This is a genomic window from Paenibacillus doosanensis (genome assembly GCF_025060755.1).
GTDB lineage: Bacteria > Bacillota > Bacilli > Paenibacillales > NBRC-103111 > Paenibacillus_S > Paenibacillus_S doosanensis.
The window spans coordinates 1-18,809 of the sequence record NZ_JANYUY010000005.1 but is presented as its reverse complement, the minus strand read 5'-3'; the positions used below and the strand labels follow the sequence as shown (position 1 = coordinate 18,809).

The 18,809-nt window shown below is 55.2% G+C and carries 14 protein-coding genes; 2 read left to right on the top strand and 12 right to left on the bottom strand.

The window, feature by feature from the left end:
* Position 1 precedes the first annotated feature (1 nt).
* The gene (locus N0M98_RS06175) at positions 2-703 is read left to right on the top strand and encodes an RluA family pseudouridine synthase (RefSeq protein ID WP_249864056.1); all 702 of its coding nucleotides are present in this window, start codon (positions 2-4) and stop codon (positions 701-703) included.
* A 154-nt stretch (positions 704-857) separates the two neighbouring features.
* Here the strand turns inward: N0M98_RS06175 and N0M98_RS06170 are convergent, their stop codons facing one another.
* The 3 genes from N0M98_RS06170 to N0M98_RS06160 form a co-directional block, all read right to left on the bottom strand.
* Entirely contained in the window at positions 858-1,613 is a 756-nt protein-coding gene (locus N0M98_RS06170) for an ABC transporter permease (protein ID WP_259617269.1), read from the bottom strand.
* A gap of 18 nt (positions 1,614-1,631) precedes the next feature.
* The gene (locus N0M98_RS06165; RefSeq protein ID WP_259617268.1) at positions 1,632-2,366 is read right to left on the bottom strand and encodes an ABC transporter ATP-binding protein; all 735 of its coding nucleotides are present in this window, start codon (positions 2,364-2,366) and stop codon (positions 1,632-1,634) included.
* Positions 2,367-2,659: 293 nt separating this feature from the next.
* Positions 2,660-3,067, bottom strand: coding sequence for a MarR family winged helix-turn-helix transcriptional regulator (locus N0M98_RS06160; protein WP_249864059.1), 408 nt, complete (start codon positions 3,065-3,067; stop codon positions 2,660-2,662).
* Between the two features lie 256 nt (positions 3,068-3,323).
* On the opposite strand from N0M98_RS06160, the gene N0M98_RS06155 reads away from it, so the two are divergent.
* On the top strand, positions 3,324-3,491 hold the full coding sequence (locus tag N0M98_RS06155) for a hypothetical protein (RefSeq protein ID WP_259617267.1): 168 nt from the start codon (positions 3,324-3,326) through the stop codon (positions 3,489-3,491).
* Here N0M98_RS06155 and gyrA read toward each other — a convergent pair.
* From gyrA to N0M98_RS06110, 9 genes are all read right to left on the bottom strand, one after another.
* Positions 3,488-5,923, bottom strand: a complete 2,436-nt coding sequence (gene gyrA, locus N0M98_RS06150) for a DNA gyrase subunit A (RefSeq protein WP_249864061.1) — start codon at positions 5,921-5,923, stop codon at positions 3,488-3,490. The genes N0M98_RS06155 and gyrA overlap by 4 nt on opposite strands.
* A gap of 7 nt (positions 5,924-5,930) precedes the next feature.
* Entirely contained in the window at positions 5,931-7,922 is a 1,992-nt protein-coding gene (gene parE / locus N0M98_RS06145; RefSeq protein ID WP_249864062.1) for a DNA topoisomerase IV subunit B, read from the bottom strand.
* Between the two features lie 73 nt (positions 7,923-7,995).
* Entirely contained in the window at positions 7,996-8,988 is a 993-nt protein-coding gene (locus N0M98_RS06140) for an ABC transporter permease (RefSeq protein ID WP_249864063.1), read from the bottom strand.
* Entirely contained in the window at positions 8,981-9,949 is a 969-nt protein-coding gene (locus N0M98_RS06135; protein WP_249864064.1) for an ABC transporter ATP-binding protein, read from the bottom strand. The genes N0M98_RS06140 and N0M98_RS06135 overlap by 8 nt, the downstream gene beginning before the upstream one ends.
* Before the next feature lie 98 nt (positions 9,950-10,047).
* Positions 10,048-10,878, bottom strand: a complete 831-nt coding sequence (locus N0M98_RS06130) for a GDSL-type esterase/lipase family protein (protein ID WP_259617266.1) — start codon at positions 10,876-10,878, stop codon at positions 10,048-10,050.
* Positions 10,879-11,091: 213 nt separating this feature from the next.
* Positions 11,092-12,477, bottom strand: a complete 1,386-nt coding sequence (locus N0M98_RS06125; RefSeq protein ID WP_259617265.1) for a M23 family metallopeptidase — start codon at positions 12,475-12,477, stop codon at positions 11,092-11,094.
* A 316-nt stretch (positions 12,478-12,793) separates the two neighbouring features.
* Positions 12,794-14,641, bottom strand: coding sequence for an ABC transporter ATP-binding protein (locus N0M98_RS06120; protein ID WP_249864067.1), 1,848 nt, complete (start codon positions 14,639-14,641; stop codon positions 12,794-12,796).
* Positions 14,638-16,473 (bottom strand): ABC transporter ATP-binding protein, encoded by a 1,836-nt coding sequence (locus N0M98_RS06115; protein WP_249864068.1) that lies wholly within the window; start codon positions 16,471-16,473, stop codon positions 14,638-14,640. Before N0M98_RS06115 ends, N0M98_RS06120 begins: the two co-directional genes overlap by 4 nt.
* 477 nt (positions 16,474-16,950) lie before the next feature.
* Positions 16,951-18,809, bottom strand: a 1,859-nt coding sequence (locus N0M98_RS06110; RefSeq protein WP_259617264.1) for a dynamin family protein, incomplete at its 5' end; no start/stop codon positions are given.

The window sequence follows — 18,809 nt, the reverse complement described above, 5'->3', positions numbered from 1 at the left end:
GATGGCGCAAGCCTCTCTCCCCGCCATAGAAGTGCTGTATGAAGACAACCATGTGATCGTCGTCGTCAAGCCGGTGAATGTGCCGACCCAGGAGGACGATTCGCGGGACCCTGACTTGCTGACGATGATCAAGCAGGATTTAAAGCATCGTCACCGCAAGCCGGGCAACGTCTACCTTGGGCTTGTGCACAGGCTGGACCGTCCGGTCGGGGGCGTCATGGTGTTCGCCAAAACGTCGAAGGCCGCGTCCAGACTATCCGACGCGGTGCGCACCCGCTCCATCCGCAAAATCTACACGGCGGTCGTAAACGGAAGGCCGCAAGAGCCGCATGGGACGCTAAAGCATTATTTGCTCAAGGATACGAAAACGAATATGGTATCCGTCGCCGTTCCCGGCAAGCCGGGGGCCAAAGAGGCCGTGCTCGACTATCAGGTGCTCGACCATTCGGAAGGTCTCTCTCTCGTGCAGGTCGAGCTTCATACGGGACGGCCGCATCAAATTCGCGTGCAATTTGCGGCAATCGGCTGCCCGCTCGTCGGAGACCAGCGATACGGCGCCCATCTGACGAAGCCCGGTCAGCAAATCGCGCTTTGGTCGACCGAGCTCAGCTTCGAGCATCCGACGACGAAGGAGACGCTAAGCTTCCGTTCCGCGCCTCCCGCATCATACCCTTGGTTTCTTTGGAGCGAGAAGCTGCAATAGCGCGAGTATCCATGAGCAATGATCGGAACCTAAGCTTCGGCACAGAGCGCCCCATCATGCATGCGCACAAAAGCCTGTTTCCGCCATTTGGCAGAAGCAGGCTTTTTAATGTGCCGGGACGTTTGGCGCACCCCGCATGGAAGCACGGGGCTCACTATGACCCGATATCTATCAATCTATCATCTTTGGTAAACCACAGCCTGTAGCAAAGCAAGCTGAGCAGAATGCTCGTCAATGCCGCCGAGGAGACTAAGGCGAACATGATAAGCACCTGATAGCGGACCGCTTCCACAGGATTCGCGCCCGCGACGATCATCCCGGTCATCATGCCCGGGAGCTGAACCAGCCCTACGGTCTTCATTCCGTCTATCGTCGGAATCATGCTGGCCTTGACGGAGCGCTTGAGCGGCTCGTGAATCGCTTGGCGCGCAGAAGCTCCGAGCGACAGAAGCGCTTCAATCTCCCCTTTGGACGCCTGCGCCTCGCGTTTCATCTGATTGATGAACAGGCCGGAGACGACCATCGCGCTGCCGATCGTAATTCCGCTCATCGGAATCACATACTGCGGCGTCCTCTCGATAATGTCAAGGCTGAGCAATAGCCCCATCGTCACCGCTTCCGTCGCGAAGATCGCAATCGCAATTCGCCATCGTATGCCGGCAAGCCCTCGCCCTCTATGCCCCGCATTCCAGGAAGCGACCGCAATCATCGTTCCTATAATCAGCAGCAAAAAAACAACGTTGTCCGCATTAAACGCAAACTGCAGCACGTAGCCGACCAGCAGCAGCTGAACCGCCGATCTTACCGTACCGATAGCGATTTCCTTTTCTAAACCCAGCTTCTGCCACATGGAAATTAAAATCGTCACGGCAATGAAAACAAGAGTAAAGCCTAACGCCGTATTCGTCATTCCGGTTTCCCCGCTCCTTCACGGAATCTGTAAAAATTTGCGCGCCGCTTCGGAATCGGGACGCTGAAAAAACAATTCGGTGTCCATGTTCTCAAGCAGCGTATGCTCGGCCATAAACCAGACCTTGTGGCTGTTCTGACGAGCCTGCTCCAGGTCATGGGTCACCCAGATCATCGAAGCCGCTTCCTGCCGATGCCAGGAGGCGAGCAGCCGCTCGACGGCTTGCTTGCTGTGCAAATCGAGCGATGCGGTAATTTCGTCGAGCAGCAAAATATCCGGACGCAGCAGCAAAGAACGCACCAAAGCGACGCGCTGCTTCTCCCCGCCCGATAGGTCGGAAGCGCGCTTGCCCAGGTCCAATTGCTCCAGCCCGCAGTCCCGGAGCAATTGGCTGGCCAATGCCCGGTCAAACGGCTGCTTATGTAAAATGCTGACGGCCCTCAGATTATCCTCCACGCTCCCCGGCAGCATGACGGCATGCTGGGCGACGTAGCATACCTTCTTCCTCCATTCCTGCGAAGTCCATTCTTCCGGCTTTCGCCCCCGATAGCGGATGCTTCCTTCGCTGGCTGCGTCGAGAAGCCCGATGATTCGCAGAAGCGTGCTCTTCCCTTGCCCGGACAAGCCGAGCAGCGCGATGACCGCAGGCTGCTCCAATCGCGCCGTTACGCCTGAGAACAGAACCCGCTCCTCCCCTAACGCAGCGATCCGCTTGCTCAAACCGTTCATATCCAATATTAGTTCCGTACTCATCGCCAAACTCCTCTCCTGCACCGACAGCCGTTCACATGATATGACGCCTATCATTATACCAGCTCGCGCCTGCCCATTCACGGCTTTAACGCAAACAGGCAAGGAGGAAGCTCTCCCCCTTGCCCTAAGCCATGCCTGATCGGCGTTGTACCGGCGACCTTTCCCTGCCCTGAATGTCGGCCCTGCAAGTGCGGTGAATACATGAGCGACCTGCGGCTGCATGTTCACCGTGCTTCCAGAGCGATACGTCGAATACACGCTGCTTATTATATGAGCCGTCTGCCCCATTCTTTTTACGCGTTAGCGACTTTTCCTAACAAGTACACCAGGAGCTGCTGATTATGAGAGGAAATCCGGCTCAAATAATTTTGCAGAAAATGCTCGCGGATGCTCAGCCCTCGCTGACACTCGGCCTTTCCTTTCTCGGTCACATGAACCCACACGATCCGGCGGTCCTTCTCGTCGCGTTCGCGCGAAATCAGCTCGGCCTTCTCCATCCGGTCCAGCAAGGTCGTAATCGCGGCCGGCGTCGTCGTCAAAAATTCAATGAAGTCCGAAGGCTTCATCCGATCGCGGCCCGACAGCAGCTCGAGCACCGTCAGCTGCCCTTCCGTTAACGTCGGGGCCAGCTCCGTCTCCATATGGATGCGCAAATCCTTGGAAAGCTTCCACCACAGCTTCGCAAATTCCTGAGTAATCACATTTCATCACTCCTGTATCTACCATACTTTACTTCGAGTTTCATAAAATGGGCTCTTAGGAAAGTTCATCCGGCCGTTCTTGCTGTAGTTCCTATTATACCATCGCCAAAGCGCGGATTAAAGGTTAACAGCGTAAATATTTTAAGACTTTAAACGATAAAAATCAGGAACATTAGACCCCATTCAACATATATTGCAATATGGGCTTTTGACTATAGGCGGAGCTTGTCAATTTATGCGAAGGAGTGATGCGGACATGGAGGCGTGGAAAAAGCATATCGGAGAAAAAGCGCTGGAGAAAGGCATAATAAACGACCCACAGTGGCTGGAGAAGCTCGATGATACGATGCCAGTGTGGGCCGTTTTGGACCTTTTCTTACAGTTTGTTGACCGGCTGGAGCCGGATTACAACAGTTACGATTAATCGATCTTGAGCAGATCCGCAATCAAATCGGTTTTCGCGACGGCAATGACTTGGCGACCGGTCGATTTGCGCTGCTCGATCGGCGTTTTCTCGGACGAGAACGACATCCGTTCGCCGCTTTGCAATACGGCCGTCAGAAGCAGTTCTTCCTTAACGGTGTAAGCTTTGACTAGCGCTGCACCGTTCGGTTTAACCCGCTTGCCGTCTTTAAATTCGAAGGTGAAGATCCCTTTGCCGCCCCGCCCTTGCACGGGGTAATCGAGAATGAGAGAACGTTTGGCGTACCCGAGATCGGAGACGACCAGAAGCTCTCCTTCCTCGCCCTGAATCCATTCGGCGCTGATTACTTCGTCGTCCTCTTTCAGCTGAATGCCGCGAACGCCGGCAGCCGCGCGCCCCATCGGGTTGACTTCGTCTTCGCGGAAGCGGATCGCCATCCCCTGCTTCGTTACCAGCATAATATCCTGGTCGTTCGTGCTCAGCTTCACGTCGATCACCGCGTCATTCTCGCCGACCTTGCACGCTACGATGCCGATCGACCGGTTCGTCATATACTCCTTCAGATCCGTACGTTTGACTTGCCCTTTCTTGGTCACGAAGACAAGCGACTTGCCCTGCTCCTCGAAGGTACGGATCGGAATGACGTTCACGATCTTGTCGTCCTTCGGAATAGGAATGACGTTGACGATGGCCGTGCCGTTTTCCTTCCATTTGTACTCGGGAACCTGATGGACCGGAAGCAAGTAATATTGGCCCTTCTGGGTGAAGATCAGCAGGTTTTCCAGCGTATTCACTTCCAGCAGATAGCGCACATAATCGCCCTCTTTAAGGCCCGTCTTCTCCAGCTCGCCGCCGGAACGGGTGAAGGACAGCTTGCTCGTCCGCTTGATATAGCCCTCGCTCGACAAGGTCACGAACACGTCCTCGGCCGCAACCATAACCTCCAGGTTGACCTTGAGCTCCTCTACCTCGTCCTGAATGTCGGAACGGCGGTCCACGCCGAATTTGGTACGAATCCCGGTCATTTCTTCCTTGATGACGTTCATCAGCTTCTTCTCGCTGCCTAAGATTCCTCGCAAATAGGCGATCGTCTTCTGAACCTCCTTCAATTCCTTCTCGATCGAATGAATCTCCAGATTGGTCAGCCGGTACAATTGCAGCGTCAGGATCGCGTCGGCCTGGCGTTCGGTGAAGCCGAACTGCGCGACCAGATTATTCTGGGCGTCCTGGCGGTTTTTCGACGCTTTGATCGCGGCGATCACTTCATCCAGTATGTTAAGCGCCTTGGCCAGCCCTTCCAGCACGTGAGCGCGGTCCTCCGCCTTTTCCAGCTCGTACCGGGAACGGAATGTGATCACTTCTTTTTGATGGTCGATATAGGCTCTCAATATTTCAAGGACGCCCATTTGCTTCGGCGTCTTATTGACGATCGCCACCATATTGAAATTATACGTCACCTGCAAATCCGTCTTTTTGAACAGATAAGCGAGAATCCCCTGCGCATCGGCGTCCTTTTTCAGCTCCACGACGATTCGCAGGCCGTTGCGGCCGCTTTCGTCGCGGACGACGGAGATGCCGTCGATTTTTTTCTCCAGACGGATGTTTTCCATGGACGTAACCAGACGGGATTTCACCACCTGGTACGGAATTTCCGTAACGACGATCTGCTGGGCTCCGCCGCGCACTGTCTCAATTTCCGTGCGCGCGCGCAAGTAAATGCGCCCTTTGCCCGTCCTGAACGCTTCCTTGATCCCCTCGGAGCCCATAATGATGCCTCCCGTAGGGAAATCCGGCCCTTTAAGAATCTGCATCAGCTCGTCCAGCTCCATGGAAGGCCGGTCCATCAGCGCCACGCAGGCGTCGATCACTTCGCGCAGATTATGCGGCGGAATCTCGGTGGCAAATCCTGAGGAAATGCCGCTGACTCCGTTCACGAGCAAATTCGGATAACGGGCCGGAAGCACGACAGGCTCCTTCGTCGAATTGTCGAAGTTATCCTTGAATTGCACAGTGCGCTTCTCGATGTCGCGCAGAAGCTCCATCGCGATTTCCGATAAGCGGGCCTCGGTATAACGCATCGCGGCAGCCGGATCATCGTCGATCGAGCCCCAGTTGCCGTGGCCGTCGATCAGAGGATGTCCCATCTTCCACGGCTGAGCCATGCGGACCATCCCTTCGTAGATCGAAGCGTCGCCATGCGGATGATAGTTACCCATCACGTCGCCGACGGTCTTGGCCGATTTCCGGTACGACTTGTCCGGCGTATTGCCGGCGTCGTACATCGCGTACAAAATGCGCCGCTGCACCGGCTTCAAGCCATCCCGCACATCGGGAATCGCGCGGTCCTGAATAATGTATTTGGAATAGCGACCGAAACGGTCGCCCACTACTTCTTCTAAATATGCGGGTAAAAAGCTTTCCAATATCGTCACAGTTCACCTACTCCTCGAACTCGGTAAAGTCGACATTCTCGATGATCCAGCGCTTCCGCGGATCGACCTTGTCTCCCATCAGCGTAGATACGCGCCGTTCGGCTTTGGCCGCGTCCTCAATCCGCACCTGCAGCAGCGTCCGGGTCGCCGGGTCCATCGTCGTCTCCCACAGCTGATCCGGGTTCATCTCGCCCAAACCTTTATAGCGCTGCAGCTCGATGTTTTTGCCCAGCTCCTTCGATAGCGCCTGCAGCTGCTCGTCGGTCCACGCGTACCTGATCGTACTGTTTTTGCCTGCTTTCTTCGTCACCTTATACAGCGGCGGCTGAGCGATGTAGACTTTGCCCGCATCGATCAGAGGCTTCATGTAGCGGTAGAAGAACGTCAGCAGCAGCACCTGAATGTGCGCGCCGTCCGTATCGGCATCGGTCATGATGATGATTTTCGCGTAATTGCTTTCGGACGCGTCGAACTCCGGCCCTACGCCGGCTCCGATAGCCGCGATGATCGCTTTGTACTCGTCGTTCTTCATAATGTCCGACAGCTTCGCCTTCTCCGGGTTCATCGGCTTGCCCTTGAGCGGCAAAATCGCCTGATGCTTCGAATCCCGCCCTTGCTTGGCCGAGCCCCCGGCGGAATCCCCTTCGACGATGAACAACTCGTTGCGGGAGTAATCCTTCGACTGCGCCGGCGTCAGCTTGCCTCCCAGGTTCGAGCTCTCGCTCCTGCCCTTCTTGCCGCTGCGCACTTCCTCGCGGGCTTTGCGCGCCGCTTCGCGGGCTTTGGCCGACTGCACGGCCTTCTTCATGATCATCTGCGCCACTTGCGGGTTTTCCTCTAGGAATACGGCCATTTTATCGGACACGACCGAGTCGACCGCGCTGCGCGCCGAAGCGCTGCCGAGCTGATCCTTCGTCTGGCCGACGAATTCGACCTCGCCCATCTTGATGTTGATGACCGCCATCATCCCTTCGCGCAGATCCTGGCCGTCGAGATTTTTATCCTTTTCCTTCAAAATCCCGCTTTTGCGGGCATAATCGTTCATAACCCGCGTGTAGGCGGTTTTAAAACCGGTCTCATGCGTGCCGCCGCCGCGGGTCGGAATCGAGTTGACGAACGAAACGATCGTTTCCGTGTAACCGTCGTTGTACTGCAGAGCCACTTCGACCTCGATATCGTCCTTTTCCGCGGTAAAATGAATAACCTCGTGCAGCACGTTCTTCTCTTCATTCAAAAATTGAACGAATTGACTCGCTCCGCCTTCGTATTGGAACGTCTCCTGCTTGTCGGACCGCTCGTCCTTGATCGTCACCTGAAGTCCCGAATTCAAAAAGGCGATCTCTTGTAAGCGCTCCAGCAGCGTGTCGTAGTTAACGGCCGTGCCGCCTTGGAAAACGCGCTTATCCGGCTTGAATGTCACCTTGGTGCCGGTTTGCCTCGTGTTTCCGAGAACCTCCAGCCCCGCGACAGGCTCGCCCACATGCTCTATGCCCTGCTCGTCGACCCAATATTCGAACCGCTGCCGGTGAATCTTGCCGTCGCGGTATATCGTGACCTCCAGCCATTCCGACAGGGCGTTCGTTACCGAGGCCCCTACGCCGTGGAGACCGCCGGATTTCTTATACCCCCCGCCGCCGAACTTGCCTCCGGCATGCAGAATCGTAAACACGACTTGAGGCGTCGGAATACCGGTCTTATGCATTCCCGTCGGAATGCCGCGGCCGTTATCCTGGACGGTGATCGATTGGTCTTTATGAATCGTAACGTCAATCTTGCTGCAAAATTTAGCGAGATGCTCGTCGACCGCATTGTCGACGATTTCCCATATCAAATGATGAAGCCCCGACGCGCTGGTGCTTCCTATGTACATCCCCGGTCTTTTGCGGACCGCCACGAGGCCTTCCAGCACCTGGATATCGTCGGCGCCGTAATCTGCCGCCGGCGCGGCGGCTGTGCTTGTGGCAGTTGTGCTTGGGAACAAATCGATTTGCTCCGTCATCGCAGCCCCCCCTTTACTCTTGAAACTTTCGCCTTCGCGAAAGTTCTATTGTGCATTATAACATCTAGCGCCGTCAGTTCAATATATCTTTTTTCGTGAAGACCGCGAAAGAAACCGCCACGGAAACCAATCCCCATACGGTCAAAACGCTTAAGGAAAACGGCAAATCCATGCCTTTAATGGGCGGAAGCGAGCCGGTCAAGTAATCGGTCAGGCGCAAATTGACCATGAATAAATATTTTGCCGTCTCCCAAGAGGATACCATATTTGTCAAGATTGTGCCCGAAATAAGCACCGCCAGCATGAGTCCCATGCCTGCCGCCGTGCTGCGAATCAGCACAGATACCATCAGCGACATGACGGCGACCACGACAGCCGAGAACCAGACAAGGCCGAATTCCATGATCAGGTACAGCCACTGTTCCACCGGCCGGACGAAGGAAGTGTCCACTTCCGTGCCGACGATTTTAAAGCCGAAAAATACCGGCATATCCCATCCGCCGTAGCCGAAGACGACGCCGGAAATCAGGTAGCACAGCACCGCCGTGGCGATGACGATCAGCGACGTGAACAAGATTAGGCTGACCAGCTTGCTCATCAAGATTTTCCATCGTCCGACCGGCCTTGTCAAGAGCAGCTTGATCGTGCCCGTCGAATGCTCGGAGGAAACCAGGTCCGAAGCGACGACCATCACCATGAGCGGAATGAACAGCCCGACCGCGTTTTTAATGAATTCTCTTGTAAAGGTTACCCCGTTAGGAGCCGCGGGATTCACATCTTTATCCAAATAATATTGCGCCAGCATCACTTCGACCTTGCGGAACTGCTTCCACTCCTCCGGCACGCGGGCGCTTCCTATGCTGCGCGTGTAATCGACGATCTTCTGGCGCTGCTCGGCCCGCCAATCGGAGGTGCCGAACTGCTTAAGATTATTTTGCGCCACCTTCATCTGCGCATAAGTAAACATCGGAATAAGGGCAGCCAATATGAGCAAAACGACAAGCAGCCGTTTCTTCTTTATTATTTTGATGCACTCGTTTTTGATTAACGGATATATGCTAACCAATGCGTTTCCCCTCCGTTAAACTTAAAAATAAATCCTCGAGCGTCGGGCTTTTCGTCTCTACGCCGTACAGCTGCACTCCCGCTTCGACCAGCTCCCGCGTCAGCTGCGGAATCGCCTCGGACTTAAGCTGCGTAACGATGTCGTGCACGGCCGGCTCGGCGGCCGGCCTGTCGAATTCCTCCGGCCGGTGAATCACTTCCAGCACAACGGCGTCCTCCTGCCGCTGCAGCAGCCGAAGCGCCCGGTCCATTGGCGCAACCCGCCAAATGACGCGACTTGCCGATTCGTCGATAAGGGCGTCGACCTCGCCGACTTTAATCACTTCGCCGTGGCTGATGATGGCTACCCGATCGCACATTTGCTGAATTTCGCTCAGCAGATGGCTCGATACGAACAGGCTGAGGCCGGTTTGCGCCAGCCGCTGAATAAACTCGCGCATCTCTTTAATCCCCTGCGGGTCAAGGCCGTTGGTAGGCTCGTCCAATATGAGCAGCTTCGGATTGTTCAGCAGCGCCTGAGCTATGCCGAGACGCTGCCTCATCCCGAGCGAATAAGTTCTCACTTTATCGTGAATCCGCGCGTCCATCCCGACGATATCGACGACCTCTTGAATTCGCTTCGCGCCTACTCCGGGCAGCATCCGGGCGAAATGCTCCAGGTTTTCCCAGCCGCTTAAATACGAGTACAGCTCCGGGTTCTCGACGATACAGCCGACATACTGGAGCGCTTCGTTATGCTCTTTGTGCACGTCATGCCCGCAGATCGTAATCGAGCCTGCCGTAGGGGCGATCAAATCGACGAGCATGCGGATCGTCGTCGTTTTGCCGGAGCCGTTGGGCCCTAGAAAGCCGAAGATTTCACCGGCGTAGACCTCGAAGGAAATGCCCTTGATGATCTCTTTCTTTTTAATCGTTTTCTTGACGTTCTTGACCGACAAAACAACTTCCGCTTGGCTTCCCATCCCACTCTCTCCCTTATATCGAAAATCGGCTGCCGCCAAAATCCCGGTAACTGTATTTCTCGGCTTAAGTCCTCGTTCACCGGGGTTTTAAAAGTGTGCTATTGGACGATCTGCGCGATCCGTTCGGCGATCCGCTCGTATCCGTCCTGATTCGGATGGAAATGATCCGTATACAAATATTTGTTCAAGTTCAGCTCGAACAAGTCGTACGTCGGCACGAGCACCATATTGTTATGCTTGTTGACGATTTCGAATGCGGAGCGGTTCCATTCGTCGATGAGGACGGAGCCCTCCCGCTTGTCGTCAAGATCAAGGAACGGGTGGTACAGCCCGACGTAGCAGACGATCGCGTTCGGATTTTGCTTCGCCACGGTATCCAAAATTTGCTCCAGCCGCTTCAGCGCCGCAGGCATCCGCTCTTTGGCCGCGCCGGGATTGAACCCTTCATCCGAGGAGCCGTTAAAGATTCCTTGACCGCCTTCGAACAAATCGTTGCCGCCGGCGGTGAGCAGAATAAGGTCGGCTTGTCCGATCGCTTTGCCGATGTCCTTTTTGGCTTCCATATCCTTCAGCACGTCGCCTGTCGTGAAGCCCGGAATCGCAAAGTTGTTAAGAATAAAGACCGGCTTGCCGAACTGCTTCTCCAGCTTTTCTTTCACTTGACCGACATACCCGCGGCCGGATAAATCGCCGGTCCCCGCGCTGAGCGAGTCGCCCAAGGCAACAATTTGAATTTTGTCTTTGGACGCAAGCGGGGTTTCCTTCGGTTTGGCCGTCTCTTGGGGAGCCGCCGCTTCATTTTGCGCCGCCGGCTTCGGAAACATAATCTGATTGACGGCATAGCCGAATCCGTACATACAAAGCAAGGTCGATAACAAGGCGGCGAATCCGACCGTTCGCCACAAAAATCGAGTAGACAGCAAGTGCATTTCTCCCCTTTTTCAGCATTCGACATCTTAAGTTGTTTTCATTTTTAGAGTAGCGGTTTATGCGGCGATTTGCAAATTTCAGCCATTATCGGCGCTGCCCGCACCGAATTTTTGGCAATAAAAAGAACCGGTGATCTGGCCTCATCCCGGCATTATCCCCAATTATTCCCTTTTCTCTCCGATTTCAGACAGCGTCCAAAGAACCGCTCCTATCTAATCGTCGGCCTTCGCCAAATAAGTGAGCGGATTCAGCTGCTTCTCCCCTTTGCGCACCTCAAAATGCAGGTGAACGCCGGTGGCATTCCCCGTCTGGCCCATAATGCCGATTTTTTCGCCTTTTTGGACAAGCTCGCCTTCGGCGGCAACAATTTTGCTCATATGCCCGTACAACGTGCTATAACCGTTTTGATGGTCGATGATGACACAATTGCCGTATCCCGTCTTCCAGCCGGCAAACGCGACTTTGCCGTGATCGGACGCCAGGATGCCCGATTGCTCGGAGACCATATCCGTACCCGGATGGAAAGAACCCCACCGCCGTCCGTATTCGCTGGTCAGCTTCGCCCGGTATACCGGCCATGCGAAAACGCCCGTTCCTACCCCGGGAATCACCTTCGTGCCCTTCCTCACGACCGCCTGCTTCGCCGGCTTGAGCAGCGCTTCATCGGAGCGCGCTTCGTCGACCAGTTCCCCGTTGATCCGCGTCGTCAAGTAATGGACTTCCTTCAGGCCGCTTTCCCCGTCAGTTACGGTTTCCTTGTTTCCGGCCTTCATCTCGGGATCGTCGATATATTGCGTATCGTAAGGCACCTCGACGGTTTCCGCCCGTTCCGTCACCGTTTTGACCGTCAAGAGAGGCTGCAGCACCGTCAAATTCAACACGTCCCCGACACGGATGACCGTACTCTTAATCGACGGATTGTTGTCATATATCGTTTTTTGGCTAATATGAAACTTATAGGCGATACAGGAGATGCAGTCGCCCCGCTGCACGGTATACTGCACCGGCTGGACGCCCCCGGTTTCGATCCGCTTCAGCAGCTCGCCGTTATCGTCGATATCGCCTGGTTTCAGCTCTTTGGTAACAAGCTGTATTTGCTGTACGAATTCTACCGACTTCAGCAGCAAACCGTCCTGTTCTTCCGCCTGCTGCACATACTTGCTTTTGTACAGGTCAAATAACTGGTTCACCGCCGCGGCGTCCTTAACATAACCGAGCGGCTGACCGTCAATGACGACTTGCACCCCTTTTGTCTGAATCTTGACTTTACTCTCCAGCGCGCGCAGTACCTGCTCGTTGTCGAACGCCGCCTTGTATTCCCGCTGCTCCAAATAATGAATCGGATCGATCAGCAGGCCGGTCTGCACCGTCGGATACATCGTCGCGGCCTCTTCCCGCTTCTTCTTCAGCCAATCGCTCACTACCGTCTTGTCGCTAACTGCGCCGATCAATTCCGTTCCTGCAAACACTTGATAGCGGGTTACTTTATGCATCGTCATGTATACATAACCAGAGGAGAGGAGCAGAACGAGCACCGTCATCATACAGCAGCAGACGACCAACCATTTGTCCTTTTTCCAGCCTATTATGTAATCCACTTGTACCTCCCGTTTGTCAAGCCGTTGTCAAAGCCCACCTTTCTATCGTATTCCTTCTCGTCCCCGATTATCACCCGATTTGTCCATGGAACGATAACGTCCCTTCAAGCCAAGCCCGCTTCAGTCCGGGCTGATGCCCGCTCGCTGCGCGTGTTTGCCGCCTCGATATTTTTTACGCTCCTCTTAAAAGGGTGGTGAAAAAGTCCGCTGCGGCGTCCATTTGATCCTTCAATCGCTGTTGAAATGGGATTCTTTGGAATGCGAATATGCGAAAAAAGGACGCCGTAAGGCGCCCTCCTTCGCTGCTTCGCTCTATTTAGCTTACTTCCCGCAAGAATCGATACTGCGCTTGAATCAAGCCGTAATAAATCCCCTTCTGACGCATCAGTTCCTCGTGATTGCCCTGCTCCATTATATTGCCGTGATCCAGCACGACGATGTTGTCGGCGCTGCGGATCGTCGAGAGCCTGTGAGCGATAATGAACGACGTCCGGCCCGCCAGCAGCGTCTTGAGCGCTTCCTGAATTTTGAGCTCCGTTTCCGTATCGATGCTCGCCGTCGCTTCGTCGAGAATGAGAACGCGCGGATCGGCCAGCAGGGCGCGAGCGAACGAGATCAGCTGCCTTTGGCCCATCGACAGCACGTTGCCGCGCTCCTGAACTTCCGTATCGTAGCCTTGCGGCAAATTAACGATAAAATCATGCGCCCGCACCGCCTTGGCGGCGAATTCAATCTCCTCGTCCGTGGCGTCCAGCCGCCCGAAACGGATATTATCGCGGATCGTGCCGGAGAAGATAAACGTATCCTGCAGCACGATGCCGACCTGGGAGCGCAGGCTCGGGATCGACACGTCGCGGATATCGTGGCCGTCTATCGTGATGGTTCCGCTCGTTATGTCGTAAAACCGGCATAGCAGGTTAATAATCGTGCTTTTGCCCGACCCTGTGTGACCGACCAAGGCGATGGACTGCCCTGCCTTCACGCTCATATCGATGCCCTTGAGCGCAAGTCTGCCAGGCTCATACTCGAACTTCACCTGCTTCAGCTCAATATCGCCCCGCACCGGAGGCAGCGGCTTCGCATTGTCCGCCTCCGCCACATTCGGCCGCTCGTCGATAAACTCGAAGATACGTTCGGAGGATGCCATCGCGATCAGCATTTGCGAGTACATTTGCCCGAGACGGTTAATCGGCTCCCAGAAGTGGCCGATATACGTCGCGAACGCGACGAGCAAGCCTACGGTGATTTCCTGCTGCTGAATGAGATGCGCGCCGAACCAGAACAAGATACAGTAGCCGATAGCTCCCGTCACTTCGATGATCGGGTTGAACGATTGGTTCAGCGTAGAGGCTCTGTTCCACGATTTGTGGTTATCCATGTTCATCTCGTCGAAGAAGGCGATATTCTCTTTCTCCTGGGTAAACGCCTGCGTAACCTTGATGCCTTGGATACATTCGTTCAGATGCGCGTTGATGCGCGACTGCTTCGTCTGCACCACCTGCCAGGCGCGCCGGATATGTAAGCGCAGCTTCGTCGAAATGACGAACATGATCGGCACGGTGACGATGATGGCGGTACCCAGCTTAATGTTGTAAAATAATAGGATAAGAACAATTCCGACCAGTTGAACGCAATCGATCAGCAGGTTGACGACGCCGTTGGTGAACAGATCCTGCAGCGAATTGACGTAGTTCGTAATCCGGACGAGGATCGAGCCGGCCGGCCGCTTGTCAAAAAATTTGAACGACAGCGTCTGAATATGGCTGAACAAATCATGGCGCAGATCGTAGATGACCTTTTGGCCTATCGTGTTCGTATAGCGGATGCGGTAATTGTTGGCGGCCCATTGGATCAAATAGAGCGCCAGCATGCCGCCTACGCATTGCATCAGAAGACGGCTGTTGCCTTCCTTCAGCGCATGGTCGATCGCGTAGGCGATGAGCAGCGGGTTGAGCAGCTTCGTTAACGCGCCGACAATCATCATCGTAACGATGACCGGCAAGATTTGCTTGGCATAAGGCTTCATGTAGCGGCTGAGCCGCTTCACCTGTCCCCAATCGAATTCTTTGTCCAACACTTCATCGTCCTGATAAACGAAGCGCTTCCCGGACTGCGAGGCTTCCTTGTTTTCCTGCCCCGTTTCGGTTGTAGCCGACTTGCTCACTGTGCGAACCCCCCTGCTTTGATGTGACCAGCTGCAGCTACCTGATCGGTCGCCCGGTGCGGCTTGAATGCGGCTTCCGCGCCTCCGTCCGCATCCGCGTCCGGCTGGTCGGCGAATTGAATTTTGTACGTTTCCAGATACGGCCCTTCCTGCCGCATTAACTGATCATGCGTGCCTCTTTGCACGATCCGCCCTTCGTCGAGCACGATGATTTCGTCCGCATGGCGCAGCGAAGAAATCCGGTGGGCGATAATGAACGTCGTTCTCCCTTTCATAACCTCTTGGAAGCCTTGCTGGATTTCATGCTCCGTCTCCATGTCGACCGCGCTTGTCGCGTCGTCGAGAATTAAAATTTTCGGGTTTTTGAGCAGGGCGCGGGCGATTGCAATCCGCTGCTTCTGGCCGCCGGAGAGCCCCATGCCTCTTTCGCCCACGATCGTGTCGTAGCCGAGCGGCAGCTCCATAATAAAATCATGCGCTTTGGCCAGCTTGGCGGCGTTAACGATGTCGTCCGTCGAGATGTCCTTCACGCCGTAAGCGATATTGTTGCGAATCGTCGAAGAGAACAAGAACGTCTCTTGGAAGACGATCGCCATCTGATTGCGCAGGCTTTCCAGCGTCACGTCGCGGATATCTCTGCCGTCGATTTCGATCGAGCCTTCCTTCACGTTATAGGCGCGCAGCAGCAGCTGAATCACCGTCGACTTGCCGGAACCGGTGCCGCCGAGCAGCCCGATCACCGATCCTGCGGGAGCATCCAGCTGGAAATGATGCAGAGCCGGCTGTTTATCCGTGTAAGCGAACGTCACATCGTTGAACTTCACATGCCCCTGGACCTGTTCGCTCGTCAGCGCTATCGCGTTGTCTTTATCCTTTACATGCACGTATTGATGCAAAACTTCGAGCATCCGCTCGCCGGCCGCCTTCGACTGGGTAAAGTTATTAATATGGAAGCCGATGCCCCAGAGCGGGCCGATAATATACCAAATCAAGCTGAAACAGGCAACCAGTTCGCCCAGCGAAATCGCATCGTTAATGACCATGTAGCCGCCGATGCCGAGCAGAATGACGACGCTGAGGTTCGCGAACAGCTCCATGAGCGGAAAGTAACGCGCCCAAATGCCGGATGTCGTCACGTTATTGACCTTGTAATCCTCGTTGCGCTCGGAAAACTTGCCGATCTCGAACGGCTCGCGGGCGAACGATTTGACCGTGCGCACCCCCGTAATATTTTCCTGAACCGAGGTCGTCATCGAGCTCATCGATTTGCGGATCGAACGGAATGCCGGATGAATCTTGCTTTCGAAGCGAATCGCCGTAAAGACGAGAAACGGCATAAATACCATCGTAATCAGCGTCAGCTTCCAGTTGATGGTCATCATCATGATCGTGCCGAAAATGAACATCATGAAAACGTTTAAGATTTGCACGAAGCCGAACCCTATAAAATCCCTTACCGCCTGCAAATCCGCGGTCAAACGGGACATCAGGTCGCCCGTGCGCGCTTTGTCGTAATACTGGAACGACAAATACTGCAATTTCTTGTACAATGCGTTCCGCAAATTGAATGCGGTTTTGTTGCCGAGCTTGCCGCTCATCACCCCATGCAAAAACTGGAAAAACGCTTTGCAGCTTACCACCCCTACGACCAGTAATGACAGATAAGGCACCACGGAAAAATTGTTTTTCGAAATCACATCGTCGATCAGGTAGCGCAGCAGGTTCGGATAAACCAGTCCCAGCGCCGTTGCGGTCATCAGCGAGAAAATCGATGCGAACAAATACTTTTTCTCCGACCAGTAAAACTCCTTCAGTTGCCTAAAGACTTCCATGGTGACCCCCTCCAGTGAACTTGCAGCCCCAAAAAAGGCCGCTTAAGCAAAAATGGCTTCCGAAGCAGCCAAAGCCGCGTTCGAAAGCGTTCGCTTTTTTTGAATATTAACATCATCCCTAAGGGGCGGCAACAATACCCGATGGCATAATTCTCCTTAAAGGGAGAAATAAGCGCGTTTCTTCACAAAATGGCAGCACAATCCACCTATATCACGTATTTAATGCCAAATCTCGCCATATGTAAACCCTTTCAATAAAACCGCTAAAAACGGCCGGTTCCCAGGGATAAACCGGCCTTGAATCAGCCTGAAAAGCCAGGTAATCTTTGCTTGAAAAAAATCTTTCCGCCCCTTCCGCGGGGCGGAAATCGAAGTTTGTAAAGAGGCAGAGCATGGACGGCGGATGGCGCGCCTCCGATCGGTGACGCGCTCCGCCCTCCGATTACCCGCCGGACCGTGTCTAACTGCAGCCGGCCGTTAGGAAAGGTAGCCGAGCAGCTTGCCGTGCTTCGCTTCCAGCTCCCCTATATCGACCTTCATCTCCAGCGCGGCGAGCTGCCCGTCGGCGTATTCGCCCAGCTCCTCCTGCATCCGGTCCGCCAAGGCGCGGTACCACGCTTGCAGCTGCTCGCGGTATTCCGCTTCCAGCCGGTCGGTCTGCTGCTGCACATAGACGGCTAGCGGCTCGTTAATGCGCGCCTCCAGCTCCGTACGCATCGACTGCTTGCCGCTGCCCTCGAAGAAATGCTTGGCATTCTTGTAAAAGCCGGCAAGCCATTTGACGGTAACGGCTTCCTGGGCGTTGAATGTCCCCGACACCTCCGGCGTCCGGAACGATTGCGCTTCGTAAGCCGACGGGCGGAAGCCGGACAAGTCCGCGCCCAGCGCATGCAGCCACTGCTCTCTGCGCTTTTTGGCCGTCTGGTTGATCGCATTCTCGACCCGCAGCGTCGTAGCCAAAATTTCCTGCGACAAGTCGAAGGAAATCATCCGGCGCAAATCGTCCCAAGCGGACTGCACCAGCGCTCTCGCATCCTTGCCTTCCTCGCGGAACACAGCAGGGTTGAATGCCAGATTGAACAGCTCGCCGAACCGGAACGTGACGCGCTGCTTGACATAATACAGCAGCTCCTCGATCTCCTTGCGCAGCTCCCGCTCCTCCGGTTCCGTGGATAGATCTTGCAGCATCCGGACCGCTTCGCCGAATGATTGGCGGATCGCCGACGCCTTGTTCAGCCGCTCGCTCTCGTCCGACTGGGCGCTTGCGATCCAGTCCTTAAGCACGTCCGCGGCGCGCACCAGATCGCTCTGCCCGGAGCGAACTGCGATTTCGGTCAGCTCCTCCAGCGAGAAGCGGACGAAGTCCTGCTCGAAGGAGGCGATGCCCGACGCCTGCACCGTCTCCTCGTCGCCGGCCAGCTTGGCTTCGAGCGCATAATAGCTGGACAGCGGATAAATGCGCGGATGACGGATGCCGTGCTGCTGCAAATTGCTCTCCACATGGGCTACCACCCCGTCCAGCTCCTCCGAGGAGGAAGCCAGATCGGCGGCGTTGACGATGAAGAACATTTTATCCAGCTCAAAGCTGTCCTTCACCCGTCCGAGCTGCAGCAGAAATTCTTTATCCGCATGGGAAAACGCATGATTATAATAAGTGACGAAAAGAATTGCGTCCGCATTTTTGATGTAATTAAAAGCAACCCCCGTATGGCGGGCGTTAATCGAATCCGCTCCCGGCGTGTCGACCAGAACGATGCCTTGATCGGTTAACGGATTGGAATAATAGAGTTCGATCAGATCGACGAAGCACGATTTCGCCTCATCGGCGGCGTATTGGCCGAACTGCTCCGCATCGACGCGCAGCTCGCCGCCGATATGCGGCTTCATCTCGGGCCAGCCGCGTTCTACGGCCTTCAGGAACGTGTAATGCGGCTTGCCCTTGGCCGACACCTGATCGGCCGACAAGCGGCGTATCGCCGCCAGGCTGTCGTCCAGACCGGAGACGGCGATGCCGAGCACCTCCAGCGAGTAACGGATGTCGTCGGTCAGCCGGTCCATGCTCTTCAGCACGACCTTCGCCGTGCCGTGCGGCCAGCCGTTCTCCGGCTCCGGCGGCATGATCTTGTTGATCGCCGCCGTCGTCGGATTCGGCGACACCGGAAGCACCCGTTCGCCGATCAAGGCGTTGGCGAACGACGATTTGCCCGCGCTGAACGCGCCGAACAGCGCGATCGTGAAGCGGCTCCGCTCCAGCCGCTCCGCCTTCTCCTGCAAGGAGCGGCAGATGCTCGCGAGCGGCGCCAAGCCGGCGAGCTCGCCGGCCCCGGCGGCCAGCC